Origin of the sequence: Acinetobacter sp. YK3 (genome assembly GCF_001729365.1) — a bacterium.
GTDB lineage: Bacteria > Pseudomonadota > Gammaproteobacteria > Pseudomonadales > Moraxellaceae > Acinetobacter > Acinetobacter vivianii.
The window spans coordinates 17,501-31,407 of sequence record NZ_LZPJ01000115.1 but is presented as its reverse complement, the minus strand read 5'-3'; the positions used below and the strand labels follow the sequence as shown (position 1 = coordinate 31,407).

14 protein-coding genes, 2 tRNA genes and 1 riboswitch are annotated in these 13,907 nt (G+C 42.8%); of the genes, 8 read left to right on the top strand and 8 right to left on the bottom strand.

Annotated elements, in window-relative coordinates; translation table 11 throughout:
* Positions 1-67 precede the first annotated feature (67 nt).
* From A9Z07_RS14055 to A9Z07_RS14045, 3 genes are all read left to right on the top strand, one after another.
* Entirely contained in the window at positions 68-1,909 is a 1,842-nt protein-coding gene (locus A9Z07_RS14055) for a long-chain-acyl-CoA synthetase (protein WP_069579470.1), read from the top strand.
* Positions 1,910-2,082: 173 nt separating this feature from the next.
* A tRNA-Lys gene (locus A9Z07_RS14050) sits at positions 2,083-2,158 on the top strand.
* Between the two features lie 120 nt (positions 2,159-2,278).
* Positions 2,279-2,354: transfer RNA gene (locus A9Z07_RS14045), tRNA-Lys, on the top strand.
* A gap of 124 nt (positions 2,355-2,478) precedes the next feature.
* Here A9Z07_RS14045 and hemW read toward each other — a convergent pair.
* Positions 2,479-3,633, bottom strand: coding sequence for a radical SAM family heme chaperone HemW (gene hemW / locus A9Z07_RS14040; protein ID WP_069579467.1), 1,155 nt, complete (start codon positions 3,631-3,633; stop codon positions 2,479-2,481).
* A gap of 114 nt (positions 3,634-3,747) precedes the next feature.
* Between hemW and A9Z07_RS14035 the strand changes: the two genes are divergently transcribed.
* From A9Z07_RS14035 to A9Z07_RS14020, 4 genes are all read left to right on the top strand, one after another.
* On the top strand, positions 3,748-4,209 hold the full coding sequence (locus A9Z07_RS14035) for a DMT family transporter (protein WP_004774211.1): 462 nt from the start codon (positions 3,748-3,750) through the stop codon (positions 4,207-4,209).
* 30 nt (positions 4,210-4,239) lie between these two features.
* On the top strand, positions 4,240-5,598 hold the full coding sequence (locus A9Z07_RS14030; protein ID WP_004774209.1) for an MATE family efflux transporter: 1,359 nt from the start codon (positions 4,240-4,242) through the stop codon (positions 5,596-5,598).
* A gap of 259 nt (positions 5,599-5,857) precedes the next feature.
* Complete coding sequence (locus A9Z07_RS14025) at positions 5,858-7,150, top strand: ABC1 kinase family protein (RefSeq protein ID WP_069579465.1); 1,293 nt, start codon at positions 5,858-5,860, stop codon at positions 7,148-7,150.
* 149 nt (positions 7,151-7,299) lie between these two features.
* Positions 7,300-7,554 carry a type B 50S ribosomal protein L31 gene (locus tag A9Z07_RS14020; protein ID WP_004774205.1) on the top strand — a complete coding sequence of 85 codons (255 nt, stop codon included), beginning with the start codon at positions 7,300-7,302 and terminating at the stop codon, positions 7,552-7,554.
* Between the two features lie 98 nt (positions 7,555-7,652).
* On the opposite strand, the gene A9Z07_RS14015 is transcribed toward A9Z07_RS14020, so the two are convergent.
* Positions 7,653-7,982 carry a DUF190 domain-containing protein gene (locus A9Z07_RS14015; RefSeq protein ID WP_047431318.1) on the bottom strand — a complete coding sequence of 110 codons (330 nt, stop codon included), beginning with the start codon at positions 7,980-7,982 and terminating at the stop codon, positions 7,653-7,655.
* Positions 7,983-7,997: 15 nt separating this feature from the next.
* The gene (gene crcB / locus A9Z07_RS14010; protein WP_004774202.1) at positions 7,998-8,378 is read right to left on the bottom strand and encodes a fluoride efflux transporter CrcB; all 381 of its coding nucleotides are present in this window, start codon (positions 8,376-8,378) and stop codon (positions 7,998-8,000) included.
* A gap of 133 nt (positions 8,379-8,511) precedes the next feature.
* A riboswitch (Fluoride riboswitch) is annotated at positions 8,512-8,578 on the bottom strand.
* Positions 8,579-8,862: 284 nt separating this feature from the next.
* Between crcB and A9Z07_RS14005 the strand changes: the two genes are divergently transcribed.
* Positions 8,863-9,195 carry a HopJ type III effector protein gene (locus A9Z07_RS14005; protein WP_009514235.1) on the top strand — a complete coding sequence of 111 codons (333 nt, stop codon included), beginning with the start codon at positions 8,863-8,865 and terminating at the stop codon, positions 9,193-9,195.
* A gap of 16 nt (positions 9,196-9,211) precedes the next feature.
* Here A9Z07_RS14005 and A9Z07_RS14000 read toward each other — a convergent pair whose 3' ends face one another.
* From A9Z07_RS14000 to A9Z07_RS13980, 5 genes are all read right to left on the bottom strand, one after another.
* Positions 9,212-9,853, bottom strand: coding sequence for a flavin reductase family protein (locus A9Z07_RS14000; RefSeq protein WP_069579463.1), 642 nt, complete (start codon positions 9,851-9,853; stop codon positions 9,212-9,214).
* An 18-nt stretch (positions 9,854-9,871) separates the two neighbouring features.
* Positions 9,872-10,282, bottom strand: coding sequence for a GFA family protein (locus tag A9Z07_RS13995; protein WP_069579461.1), 411 nt, complete (start codon positions 10,280-10,282; stop codon positions 9,872-9,874).
* A 78-nt stretch (positions 10,283-10,360) separates the two neighbouring features.
* A complete protein-coding gene (gene dctA, locus A9Z07_RS13990) occupies positions 10,361-11,623 on the bottom strand; it encodes a C4-dicarboxylate transporter DctA (protein ID WP_069579459.1) in 1,263 nt (420 codons plus the stop codon).
* A 118-nt stretch (positions 11,624-11,741) separates the two neighbouring features.
* Positions 11,742-12,944 (bottom strand): TIGR03862 family flavoprotein, encoded by a 1,203-nt coding sequence (locus A9Z07_RS13985; protein ID WP_069579457.1) that lies wholly within the window; start codon positions 12,942-12,944, stop codon positions 11,742-11,744.
* Complete coding sequence (locus A9Z07_RS13980; protein WP_069579456.1) at positions 12,937-13,581, bottom strand: SAM-dependent methyltransferase; 645 nt, start codon at positions 13,579-13,581, stop codon at positions 12,937-12,939. Before A9Z07_RS13980 ends, A9Z07_RS13985 begins: the two co-directional genes overlap by 8 nt.
* Positions 13,582-13,907: the final 326 nt, after the last annotated feature.

Below are 13,907 nucleotides of genomic sequence, written 5' to 3'. Positions count from 1 at the left end.
TGGTGTGAATGGTTGTGTTCTTACGGATAGCCATTTTTGGATTGATCGAAAAATAAACAGGATTGATATGAGCCAAACTACGCAGACCGATATTATTACTCTTGGTGATGTCGCTACTCGACTTCCAAACTTCATTACTAAAGTACCTCATATCCTTAATGGTCTTAAACAGGCATATTTACGTACGCCATCTTCTCCCGCTGGTTTAGGTATTGCCTTTGAAAAAGCAGTCAAGCGTAACCCTCAAGGCATCGCACTGTTATTTGAAGATCAAAGCTATAGTTATCAGGCCTTAAATGAATGGGCAAACCAGATTGCACATTACTATTTATCTCTGGGTGCAAAAAAAGGTGATGTGATTGCTGTGATGGTTGAGAACCGTCCAGAATTGATTGCCAGCATTGTTGCTTTAGCAAAAATCGGGGTCACCATTGCGCTTGTAAATACCTCTCAAGTCGGTAAAGTACTCGCGCATAGTATTAATCTGGTCAATCCAATTGCAGTAATTGCGGGTGAAGAAGTCCGTGCTGCAATCGATGAAGCACGTCAGGATTTAAAAGTTGCTCAAGACCGTTTCCACTGGTTTGCTGATCAGGAAACCCGTAAAAATGCAGATGTAGCACCAGAAGGCTACGTCAATCTAGCGCTACAAATTGACCAGTTCCCGAAATTCAACCCATCCACCACACGTACCGTAACGGGTAAAGATGGCTTGTTCTATATTTACACTTCAGGCACCACTGGTTTGCCAAAAGCCGTGATTTTTACGCATAGCCGCTGGACACTTGCTTACGGTACCTATGGTCATATTCTCAATCTTGGCAAAGATGATGTGATGTATGTCACCCTACCGCTTTACCATGCAACAGGTGTGGTGGTGTGCTGGTGTGGCGTAATTGCAGGCAGTGCAACGCTTGCAGTACGTCGTAAATATTCAACCAGTGCCTTCTGGAAAGATGTACAGAAATTCAATGCTTCTGCGATTGGTTACGTCGGTGAACTTTGCCGCTACCTGATTGATGCACCTGCAACAGAACTGGATCGTGCCCATCGTGTCACCAAAATGATTGGTAATGGCATGCGTCCAAATATCTGGGGCAAATTCAAAGAGCGTTTTGGTGTTGAAGAAGTCCTTGAACTTTATGCTTCAAGCGAAGGTAATGTCGGTTTCAGCAATATCTTTAACTTTGACAATACCGTCGGCTTCTCTCCTACGCCTTATGCCATCGTTGAATTTGACAAAGAAAAGAACGAACTGGTACGCGACAAAAAAGGCTATTGCAAAAAAGTCAAAACTGGTGAAGTGGGCTTACTGATTGGTAAGATCACCAGTCGCTCGCCTTTCGATGGTTATACCGACCCTGAAAAGAACAAATCTGTGATTATGAAAGATGTATTCACTCAAGGTGACTCATACTTCAATACAGGCGACTTGGTCCGTGATATCGGCTTCCGTCATGCACAGTTTGTGGATCGTCTAGGCGACACATTCCGCTGGAAAGGGGAAAATGTTTCGACCACTGAAGTTGAAAACATGGTGTGCGAGTATGAAAAAATCGCAGAAGCAGTGGTATATGGCGTAGAAATTCCAAATACCAACGGTCGTGCTGGCATGGCAGCCATTACCTTGGTCGATGGTGTCGAGCTAAATGATGCAGATTTAAGCGAAATGGTGAACGTATTTAAAAAATGTTTACCTTCATATGCCATTCCTGTGTTTTTACGCGTACAGGAAAAGGTCGAAACCACAGGTACATTTAAATACCAGAAGAATAAATTGAAAGAAGACGCGTTCAATCCGAGCAAAACTTCTGAACGTTTATTGGTTTTATTACCTGGTGAAAGCAGCTATTGTGATGTAAATACTGAGATCTTTGACAATATTCAAAGCTATCAATACCGTTTCTAGTTTATTTTTTAGCTAAATAAGAGGAAATCGTGCTTTTTATAAACAATCATGCACATGTTTTTAAATTTCCTCTTGTGTTAGCTGAATAACTTGCTAGAATACGCAACATCAAAACGAAGACGCATTTAGAACAAATTAGTTTTTCTTGCGAAGCTTGTTGAAATACTTGCTTAGGGTCGTTAGCTCAGTTGGTAGAGCAGCGGACTTTTAATCCGTTGGTCCCGCGTTCGAGTCGCGGACGACCCACCATCTAATGTTTTGAGAGTTTGTAAAATGTATTTTACAAACGCCTGTAAGAGGTTAAGCTACAGAAAATCATAGATTTTCTCTTGCGCTCAGGTAAAACGTTGTTTTACTTATCCTCGCTCAGGGTCGTTAGCTCAGTTGGTAGAGCAGCGGACTTTTAATCCGTTGGTCCCGCGTTCGAGTCGCGGACGACCCACCAGATTCTAAAAAGCCTCATCATTTGATGAGGCTTTTTTATTTTGTCTTCGATATCTTTCCAAATGATGACAAAACCAAAATCTATGCTTTAAGCTTCCCTGCTCAAAGCACACATAATTTTTAAACTATAAAAATTTTTCTAGCACCGAATTTAAAAAGATATGCCCCTGCTCGGTACAGGCAATTCGCCCCTCATCAGCAACAAGGAGTTTTTTCTCACGCAACTGATGCAATGTCTCATTCAAATCTTCCAACGCAAGCCCTGTACGCTGCGTATAAAACTCGGTCGCCACACCTTCATTTAAACGCAATGCGTTCATCATAAATTCGAAAGGTAATTCCTCTGCTTCAATGCGTTTCATTTGCACATGTTCAGCAGGGACTTTAGCCAAATAATCTTTAGGTAAGCGGGTTTTCTGGAAACGATAGATTCCATCAGGACGCGTGACCTTGCCATGCGCACCAGCTCCAATCGCCAGATAATCACCAAATTGCCAATAATTCAGATTATGTGCCGATGGCTTTTCCTTACGCCAAGCCGAAACTTCATAATTCACATAACCATTGGCCTTCAAATATGCCTCACCTTGCTCCTGAATATGCTCTAGAACCTCGTCTTGGGGCAATACAGGCTGGGTTCGGAAGAAAACCGTGTTTGGCTCAATGGTCAGCTGATACCAGCTAATATGCGTCGCTCCGTGCTCTACAGCCAATCTAAGATCCGTTAAGGCCTGTTCTTCTGTTTGCTGAGGTAAGCCGTGCATCAAGTCTACATTTACGCGCTCAAAGCCTGCTTGTCGTGCCTGCTGAATCGCATCAAGTGCATTATTGGCCGTATGAATCCGTCCTAAACGCTGTAAATGTTCAGGATCAAAACTTTGTACACCCAAGGATAAACGGTTAATCCCCGTAGCAAGATAATCCGCAAACGGGTCATGCTCAACGGTTCCCGGATTGGCTTCCAGCGTAATTTCACAATCTGGCTCAAACGCTAAACACGCTTTCAACTGTTCAAATAACCATTGATACCCTTGTGCAGAGATCAGCGAAGGTGTTCCGCCACCAATAAAAACACTGTGAATCGATCGGCCTTGCGCCATTTCAACCTGAGTTTCAAAATCTGCCACCAGTGCAGCCAGATATTGCTGTTCCAGTTCTAACGACAATTGTCCATCAGGTACAGCATGCGAGTTAAAGTCACAATAAGGACATTTACGGACACACCACGGCATATGGATATACAAGGAAAGCGGAATATTTGCGGGGTTTAAATGGCTCAAGATAGCAGCTCAATGACAGAACCCTGCTATTTTAACATGACTCGCGCATTCGGCTTATCATCATCTACGTATTCAGTTAGACTGAGGATAACCAAGAACAATTAGACCGATAATATGATGAAAATTTCTAGCCAATTACTTTTTATTCTTCCCCTGACTTTAGGGATTGGCATTGCCATGGCCTTTCAGACTGCAATCAATACACAACTGCGAGAGTATCTAAACTCTCCCCTGCAAGCCGCTCTACTTTCTTTTTTTATTGGCACGATTGTGCTGGCACTACTGGTCTGTTTTCAGAGTGCCAATAAGCCGAGTTTAAGTGAAATTTCACAAATTCCCTGGTTTCTATGGCTAGGTGGCTTTCTTGGGGTTTATGCGATTAGTTTGAGCATTTATACTGCACCCAAGCTCGGATTGTTAACGTTTTCAGGTTTGGTCATTTTCGGGCAACTGGTGATTTCGATGTTTATTGATCACTTTGGCTGGTTAGGTACAGAAAAAACACCGATTAACTGGCAACGCCTGCTCGGTAGTATTGTGATTTTTATTGGGGTGCTCCTCACCCTGCAACGCTGATTCCTCCTCATTTTAATAAGAGTATTTTTTGTGTCCCATGTCACAACCAAGCGGTTTGAACTCAAACAGCTATTCCATTTGATGTTTCCCATCCTGATCACCCAGTTTGCTCAAGCGGGTTTGGGTCTGATCGATACCATTATGGCAGGTCATCTTTCTGCGACAGATCTGGCAGCCATCGCAGTCGGTGTCGGGCTATGGATTCCAATTATGCTGTTATTTGCAGGCATCATGCTGGCAACGACCCCCTTGGTCGCTGAAGCACGCGGCGCAAAAACACCAGAGAAAATACCGACCATTGCCCGTCAGTCTTTATGGGTCGCCGTGATTCTGGGTACTGTGGCAATGTTGATCCTGCAATGTATGCCTAGATTTTTGCCGTTGTTTGGCGTACCTGAAAGCTTATTACCCAAAGCCAGCCTGTTTCTTCATGCAATTGGCTTCGGTATGCCTGCGGTGATGATGTATGCTGCGTTACGGAGCTACTCCGAAGCCTTGGGACATCCACGTCCGGTCACCGCAATCAGCTTAATCGCCTTGCTGGTATTGATTCCGCTAAACTTTATGTTTATGTACGGCTTCGGGCCGATTCCAGCACTTGGTAGCGCAGGCTGTGGTTTTGCAACAGCCATCTTGCAATGGTTAATGTTCATTACACTGGCTGTGTATGTGTCAAAAGCCAAAGCCTATAAGCAGGCGCCTATTTTTACCAAATGGGAAAAACTTGATCCAGTTTGGATTAAACGAATTCTGAAACTCGGCTTACCGATTGGTCTGGCCGTTTTCTTTGAAGTCAGTATTTTTAGCACAGGCGCGATTGTGCTTAGCCCACTCGGTGAAAATGCGATTGCAGCACATCAAATTGCAATTTCAGTCACCTCTCAACTGTTTATGATTCCGCTTTCATTAGCAATTGCCTTAACGATTCGTGTCGGCATGTATTATGGCGAGCAGAACTGGCACGCAATGCGTCAGGTACAAACCGTGGGATTAATTAGCGCTACGATTTTTGCGGCTTTCACAATGACGCTGATTGTTCTGGCACGTCCTTATATCGTGGCAATCTACACCACAGATGTGGATGTGATTCCTGTAGCAATGTATCTGCTCTGGTTTGCAATGGCGTATCAATTGATGGATGCATGGCAAGTGAGTGCGGCAGGTTGTTTACGAGGGATGCAGGACACGCAAGCACCGATGTGGATTACCTTAATGGCGTATTGGGTGATTGCCTTCCCGATTGGTTTATATCTCGCCCGTTATACCTCTTGGGGTGTGGCAGGTGTCTGGTTGGGTCTGATTATTGGCTTAAGCATTGCCTGTGTATTGCTGATCAGCCGTTTGTATTTAAACAATAAACGTTTGGCAAAAATGACGCTCACGACCTAATGACAATCCATTTTTAACAAGAAAAGACATCAAGGGGGCATGGACGCTGCCTGCGATTGATCCTCCCGTCATTACTTTCAAAAACATGATTTTTAGATCATGCACCATATAGCCAGTACAGTTTGCATGCCTACAGTTGCTGATAGTAGCACTCTTATACCTGCTTACATCACTTAACATTTTGTTATAGGCAATTTAAGTTTTGTCACCTATGATCAAGGTATCACTTTGAAACTGGATCGTATGAGGTCAAGTCCTTATGGCAAAACATGCAAGCTCTCCCAGTAAGCGTTTTCTAAAACTGGCTGGTATGACCGCAAGTATTGCCAGCAAAAGCGTGGCGAACTCTATCCGCAATCTCACCGCAGATGAAGAACAGAAAAATGCAGCGCGTAGCCAGCTGTTTCAGGACATCGGTCTACAGATTGCCGATACCCTCGGAGAAATGAAAGGCGCAATGATGAAAGTCGGGCAAATCGCCTCACAATATAAGGATATTTTCCCGCCAGAAGTCGCCAAAGCCATTGCCAAACTGCAACGTCAGGCCCCAGCAATGCCTTTTTCCGCGATTCAACAACAAGTTGAAAAAGAACTGGGTAAACCGTTAAACCAGATTTTTAGCTCTTTTGAAACAGAACCTTTTGCTGCCGCATCAATCGGACAAGTCCATCGTGCAGTGCTGCCAAATGGGCAAGCCGTTGTGGTAAAAGTGCAGTATCCGGGTGTGGATCAGGCCTGTGAAAGTGACTTAAAACAAGTACGTCTTGCCTTACGATTGATGGGCGTATTAAAAATTGACAAGAAGCTGCAAGATCAACTGTTTCAGGAAATTCAGGACAGCCTCTCAGCCGAATTAAACTATGAAATCGAGGCCCAAAATCTGGAAGTATTTAAAACCTTCCATGAAAAGCTCGATCCTCAAGTGATCATCCCAACCGTTTATAAAGACTATTCATCTCGTCGCGTACTGACCCTAAGTCTGGAACAAGGTGAATCTATCGAAACGGCAAGTACATGGTCAGTTGATACACGTAATCAGATTGGACGTCGCCTGATTCGTGCCTTGGGACAGGAAATGTTTTTCTTAAAACGCTTTCACTGCGACCCGCACCCAGGCAATTTTGCTTTCCGTGAAGATGGCAGTGTGATTATTTACGATTACGGTAGCGTCAAAACCTTATCGCCTGAAATCGTTCAGCACTTTAAGGCGCTGGTCAATGCCGCTCGTCAGGAAAATATTACCCAAGTTGAAGACTTACTGGCGGAACTGCATTCGATTGCCGAAAAACAGAAATTCCCAAGTGAGTTATATACGCAATGGATTGAAATTCTATTGCGCCCATTAACGACCAATTATGATTTTGCAGAAAACTCATCACATCATGATGGTATGTTGCTGGTGAAAAAATCGCTTAAATACTGGGATGTCTTTAAACCATCACCAGATACGCTCATGGTTAACCGAACTATTTCTGGACATTACTGGAATCTGATTCATCTCAAAGTGCATGACAATCTCAATGATTTATTTGAAGAATTAGTTCCAAATTAGCCTATCTAATACCCTCTTGTGTTGTTGCAACAAGTTAGAGGGTTATCTACTTAGATCAATTTCTATATACAGCTGACTTGAAAAGACATGAATTGACTTCATATATTGTTATGTTATAACATTTCTATCAACAATAGGAGTCATTCAAAATGCGTAAAGATATCCATCCTGCTTATCAACAAGTCTTGTTCCACGATACCAATGCCGATGCTTACTTCTTAATTGGTAGCACCCTGCAAACTAAACAGACCAAGGAATATCAAGGCAAAGTTTATCCCTACGTGACGCTTGATATTTCAAGTGCATCACATCCGTTTTATACCGGTGAGCAACGTCAGGCCAGCAATGAAGGTCGTGTTGCAAGCTTTAACAAACGCTTTGCACGTTTTAACCGCAAAGGTTAATTTTAATTTAAGTTTCACCCATTAAGCTGAAAGCATTAGAAGTCTAAGGTTAACTCTCCTCCACTTAGACTTCTTTTTTTTATGTCTTGATTCCAGCCTTAGGAATCTGTCTTTTGCTGTCCTACCACACCAAACTCAATCGGTGTTTTCACATAGAATAGTGAAATCTCTTTAGCATTGAGATAGCTCAATAATTCAGTCGCTTGTTGCTCTGTTACCGCAAATTGAATCTGTACAGGTCGATCCGCCAATTCAAAGAAACTGGCAGAATGAAATAGGCCTTGATGGTCAACACCTTCCAGCCCAGCCAATACCGTCGCCCCACGTAAATTCATCTGTTTGGCAACGGCCAATAGCCATTCACTGATCGGCTGTCCCTGATAGGAACGATTTTGTGCGGTATAAAAGGTAATTAAAAATCCATTCATTACGATGACTCCCAATTATGCAGCACTGAGCCATTGATGCAGGCTCATTCCCAGAATAGTAAACAATAGCGATCCAACCACATGAATCACGATTGCTGCACAGGCATAGCCCAATTTACCACTTTGTAATAAGGCAATAATCTCGGCAGAAAATGTCGAAAATGTTGTGAGCGCGCCACAAAAGCCTGTAATCACAAACAGTTTATAATTGGGACTGAGTGAACTTTGAGAAAAATATGAAATGGCAAAACCAATAATAAAGCCGCCAACAAAGTTGACCGTGACCGTACCCAAAGGAATATTCGGGAAAATAGGATTGAGTTTTAGACCCAGAAACCAGCGCAACCATGCACCTAATACCGAGCCTAAAGCAATTGAAAGTAATGGATAGTACATGATTTACCCCAAGAACAAAGTTGGAGCGAAAGAATGATGAGACATAGATGTATAGCAATTATTCTGAAGATTTTTCATGGGCGAACTCCAAAAATGGGAACAGAGCACGCACGAACCTACGTCCCCTGTTCAGGGTAACGTAGGCATCATTAGCCATTCTGGCGGTTTGTAATAGGAGGAATGCCATCTCCTTTGCTCTAAAATAACATATTTTTTAAGCAACTCAATCGCTCTTTTTAAGCAGAATTGCACTGTGTATAAACATAGAGTTATCCACAATTCAGCTAGATGTTGCTAAAACTTTTCCCCAGCCCCATCAAAATTTCAGGCAGATGCGACAAAAGCAAAGGCGGGGATCTATACATGATTCGTCAATATATAAATGACCACTTTGAACATAAACGGCGAATACACCAACGACTTCTCTTCTGCATTTTCAATGTTATGATGCTGCTATTGATTCAATCAACATGGAATTTTAGACATGACTCAAAGCTTATTGGCACAACTTAAAGATGGCTCGGCAAAGTTTGCAGATGTATTGGCATTTATCGAAGCTCGTTATCAACATACCCCAACTGCATTCCAGAACGGCGCGCAATCTAATGCTGCGACTGAAAATCAAGGCAGTGCCAAAGTACTCAGCTTTGCTAAAATTGAAGGCTTAAATCAAGCGGACACACTCAGTTTATTTGCAGAACATTATGCCTCTGTGTTGGCAACGCCTGAAGCAACAGACCATCAAAATATCCGTCAGTTTATGCAAAATGGCTGGGATGGGGTTAAGTTCGAAGGTGAAGCTTTAACTGCCAAATAATAGAAAAAGGAGGTAGTTAACCTCCTTTTTTATGCTCATCTGTTGTGGATGACACGATTGGTCGGGCAAGTTTTCGTAGATCGGTGGTTAAACTATAAAAATCGCCACCCATTTTGCCAACACTATCCAGTTGTTGCTGGTCGATCATTTGACCATCCCAGAGCCGATCATCGACATAGATTGATTTCACATCCAGCAAAGCCACCGTACCACCCGATGGAAGCGTACTCAGTTGCAGAACCTCTCTTAACTGACATTCATAACGAATCGGTGCATGTTTGACAGATAAAGCGGCCACCGAATGGCTTGGCTCAGACTCAATCTCGGCAAACTCAAATTCGCTTTGCGCTGGAGGCAATAAAGCACAGGATAAATTCATCTTTTCCAGCAATTGTGAATTCACGATATGCACCACGCACTCTCGTGTATCCATCAGATTGCGAATGGTATCTTTATCTTGCCCATTTCTGGGGTTGACCTGTGAATACCATAAAATAGGTGGATTACAGCTGGCGACATTAAAAAATGAATAAGGTGCAATATTGGCGATACCCTCTTTGGAGAGAGTACTAATCCAAGCAATCGGTCGAGGCGAAATTCCACCCACCAATAAGCGATAGATATCATTTGCTTCTAACGCTGAGGTCTCAAAAATCATCGTAAAAATACATCCGATTTAAGGACGTTCAGCATATTGAGGTAAATCATCCGCAATACAATCCCACTCTGCTTTAGAAGCAGCGAAGATATGCATGCTTGGCTTTTGCTGTAATGGTGTATCCAGAGTTCCGATTCTTAAACGATAAAGCTCAGGCTGCGCATCCCGTGAACTGACCAGTGGAGAACCACATTCACCACAGAACCAGCGATACACCCCAGATGCAGCAAACTTTTTAACTAGCGCTTCACCTTGTACAATTTTAAACGCTGTACTGCTTATGGGTGCATTGGTGGCATAGGCCGTACCATTGGCTTTGCGGCAACGCTGGCAATGGCATTGTACGATCTCGCCGATTTCACCATGAATCTCATAATGAATTCCATTACATAAACAACTGCCACGATACACGGGTGAAGCTTGAGACATTGGTCATTCCTTGGATGATTTTTCCACTAAAAATATAGGCTAGATCTTGTCACCATGCAAATTACAAATCCTATTTATTCAGACTTTTTGGTCTAATACTTTTTGAGCGCGGGCATGATCGATATCCTTTTCCCAATGCGCAATTGCAACTGTCGCCACACAATTGCCGATCAAGTTTGTGCAAGCACGTACAATTCCAATGAACCAATCTACTGACAACAATAAAACCAAACCAATGGTCGGAAGACTAGGAATGACGGATAAGGTCGCCGCCAAAATAACTAAAGCTGAACCAGGAATACCGTGCGCACCTTTTGAAGTCACTAAAGAAACCAGTAAAATTGCGAGTAGATCATGCATGGATAAATCGATATTGCAGGCTTGTGCAATAAAGATGACCCCGAGGGTTAAGTAAATAGAGAATCCATCTAGATTAAAAGAATAACCCGTAGGAATTACCAAGCCGACCGTCGAATCCTGAATGCCTAAATTTTTCAACTTTTTCATGATCTGTGGTAATACAGAATCAGAAGATGCTGTTCCCAATACGATGGAAAGCTCGGCTTTAAAATAATTGAGAAATTTGAATATATTTAAACCTGCAACTTTCAGGATTCCACCCAAAACAATCAGCACGAATAGAGTACAAGTCACATAAAATAACAAGACTAAATAACCAAGCTGGATCAGCGAATCCACTCCAAATTTTGCAGTGGTGTACGCAACCGAACCGAACACCCCGATTGGAGCCAGACGGATAATCAAAGCCATCATTTTAAAAAACACTTCAGAAAATGCTTCAATTGCCTTGCAAACCAGTTCTGCTAAATGTTTTGGGATCAGTAGTAAGGCGACACCAAATAAAATCGCAATCAACAGAACCTGTAAAATATCACCACGGGCAAACGCATCTACAAATGTTTTAGGAATAATATGGAGTAAAAAATCTGATCCCGAACTGATGCTATGTGCACGTTCGGTATAAACATTTAAATCATTGCCATCTAGCTTGGTGACATCAATATTCATCCCGACACCTGGTTTGAATACATAGGCAACCACAATCCCCAAAATCAGTGCAATACTGGTGACCACTTCAAAATATAAAATTGTTTTTGCACCAACTTTCCCCATTTTTTTAATGTCATTTGCGCCATAGATTCCCAGAACGACCACACAGAAAACAATAGGTGCAATCAACATCTTGATCAGCGCAATAAAGCCATCCCCGAATGGTTTTAAAGCTAAAGAAAAATCGTGAAAGCTAACCCCAATAACAATACCGAGAATTAATGCAAAAACAACTTGAGCAAATAGGCTGGACTTGAACTTTTGCAACATTGAACATTCATCAATAAAAAGATAAATATCAACACTGCAAAAAACTCGCCAATAGCTAAGAATAAGGTGATTTAGAACATGAAAAATACAGAAATTTTAAATAACGCTTTTAAAAACATTATCTTGTCGGGGCACACTCTAATCGGCGATGTACACCCTCTCCAGCGACTCGCCCAGTTGCGAAGCAAGCTGTCAGTAAATAGCCACCCGTTGGTGCATCCCAATCCAGCATTTCACCACAGCAAAATACATAAGGATTCGAGTGTAATTGCAGTTGTGAAGATAACACCTCTTGCTTCACCCCACCCGCACAACTAATAGCTTCTTCAATCGGGCGAAAGCCTGCCAAAGGAATACGAAGCTGTTTGATCTGCTGTGCCATTTGCTTGGCATCTGACCATAAGCTTTTTTCGACGATTTCCCGAAGCAGATTAATTTTGACATTGTCCAATCCTGCTTTACGCCAAAGATTGGTCAAAGACTGTTTTTTATTCGCCTGTAATTTCTTTTCTAATTGCTCAACGCTGACATCTGGCAGTAGGTCTAGCTGTAATTGTAGAGATTGCTGTTGGGCAAGCTGCGCTCTGAGATCACGACCCAATTTATAAATCACGCCACTCTCAAAACCATAATGGGTAATGATGATATCGCCATGGGTTTGCTGTTCAGGCCATACCCATGCATTGACGCGCTTAAGCGGTTGTCCGAAACATTCTTGCATAAATGGCGACCATGTTTTCAAAACACCAGCATTGCTGGCCTGAAAAGGCGCGATTTCATTCTTTGAGAGCCATTGTTGCCACGCACCATCACTGCCCAATTGCGACCATGACACCGCGCCACAGGCCAGTACAATCGCATCATAACTGGCACTAAAACGTTGCGTCTGAGTTTCCAGAGTGAGTTGATTATTGGATAAATCCACACAACGATGGCGATAATGAAATTTTACGCCAGCACTCATCAACCGCTTTAACCATGCACGGAGTAACGGCGCTGCTTTCATTTCTACAGGAAAGACGCGTCCCGAACTGCCAACATAGGATTCAATCCCCAGACCTTGCATCCAGTTCTGAATCCATTGTGCATCCCATTGCTTGACCCAAGGTCCCAGCCATTGTGTCTGGTCATAACGCTGGATAAAAGCCTCAACAGGCTCAGCATGGGAAATGTTTAAACCTGTTTTACCTGCCATTAAAAACTTGCGTGCAGCCGACGGTTTCTGTTCGAACACGTCAATTTCATAATCATATTGACTCAACACCTCAGCAGCCATCAAACCTGCTGGGCCTGCCCCAATAATGGCAACACGCTTAGGCATCGCGGTTCTCTTGGGCATTTTGACCTTGCAACGGTGCGAAATCATCAAAACGGGTTGCGTAACCTTTTGGCTTACTAATGATCAATTGCTGGCAAAGTTCGCCGCGTTCCAGATATTTGATTTCAAAATGCGTTCGAGCTGAATCCGCTGCAATTTTTTGTTTTTCATAAGGTAATTTCCATACTTCAATCAGTTGTTGCTCTGCTTCATCAATATATTCGGGAATATTACTGGCTAAGGTAATGGTTCCATCTGGCTGAAGGCGAGAAAGCAGGAATTCGAAAAATGGCATATTGAGCCAGCGCTGCGCTGGATTATGTGGTTCTGGATTCGGATAAAGAATAAAAAATTGTTGTACTTGTGCCGGGAACAAGGCATGCACCACCCAAGGCAAGGCATCGGCATGAACAGGATTTAAATATTCCCGAGCTTCCAGCTGATGCTGTTTTTGCATCGCCAAAAATTTTTCTTTGGTTCGCTCAATTGCATACAACGTGGTTTGCGGGTTTTGTCCCGTAAATAACAAGGCATGTTTACCTTTTCCAGCACCAATTTCCACACAAATCGGTGTATTAGAAATGGCCTTAAAATCACGAGGGGCTTGCATACGTTGTGCTTGAAATTGACGAATCGACATAATCTCATCAAACTATCTAGAAATCGGCATAAGTCTAACAAGTCACCTTACTTTTGCCTAATCTATTTAGGGTTTATTAACATTTCACCTTGCGAGCTAAAGCTCTCATTGCGACAGAGAGCATTTTTTAGCTGATACAAGGCATGACTTATGAAGTTTAGCTATTCTAAATGAATAAGGCATAACACAGTAGCAGCAAAAAATGCTCCTGTCCCATAGGGTTATGGCTAAAACCTCCCTAAACTTCGTTATGGAACTTGACAAGGGGATCGCCATTGTCTACGTTTCATGCCTTGTTTATGTCGTTTTAGCTAATAACGCAATGC

Excerpts from the sequence above, each read along its gene's own strand:
- A9Z07_RS14000 (WP_069579463.1), bottom strand. The coding sequence starts at position 9,853 with ATGATTTTTGAGACCTCAGCGTTAGAAGCAAATGATATCTATCGCTTA.
- A9Z07_RS14025 (WP_069579465.1), top strand. The coding sequence starts at position 5,858 with ATGGCAAAACATGCAAGCTCTCCCAGTAAGCGTTTTCTAAAACTGGCT.
- dctA (WP_069579459.1), bottom strand. The coding sequence starts at position 11,623 with ATGTTGCAAAAGTTCAAGTCCAGCCTATTTGCTCAAGTTGTTTTTGCA.
- A9Z07_RS13985 (WP_069579457.1), bottom strand. The coding sequence starts at position 12,944 with ATGCCTAAGCGTGTTGCCATTATTGGGGCAGGCCCAGCAGGTTTGATG.
- A9Z07_RS14015 (WP_047431318.1), bottom strand. The coding sequence starts at position 7,982 with ATGAATGGATTTTTAATTACCTTTTATACCGCACAAAATCGTTCCTAT.
- A9Z07_RS14020 (WP_004774205.1), top strand. The coding sequence starts at position 7,300 with ATGCGTAAAGATATCCATCCTGCTTATCAACAAGTCTTGTTCCACGAT.
- A9Z07_RS13980 (WP_069579456.1), bottom strand. The coding sequence starts at position 13,581 with ATGTCGATTCGTCAATTTCAAGCACAACGTATGCAAGCCCCTCGTGAT.
- A9Z07_RS13995 (WP_069579461.1), bottom strand. The coding sequence starts at position 10,282 with ATGTCTCAAGCTTCACCCGTGTATCGTGGCAGTTGTTTATGTAATGGA.
- A9Z07_RS14035 (WP_004774211.1), top strand. The coding sequence starts at position 3,748 with ATGATGAAAATTTCTAGCCAATTACTTTTTATTCTTCCCCTGACTTTA.
- A9Z07_RS14005 (WP_009514235.1), top strand. The coding sequence starts at position 8,863 with ATGACTCAAAGCTTATTGGCACAACTTAAAGATGGCTCGGCAAAGTTT.
- crcB (WP_004774202.1), bottom strand. The coding sequence starts at position 8,378 with ATGTACTATCCATTACTTTCAATTGCTTTAGGCTCGGTATTAGGTGCA.
- A9Z07_RS14055 (WP_069579470.1), top strand. The coding sequence starts at position 68 with ATGAGCCAAACTACGCAGACCGATATTATTACTCTTGGTGATGTCGCT.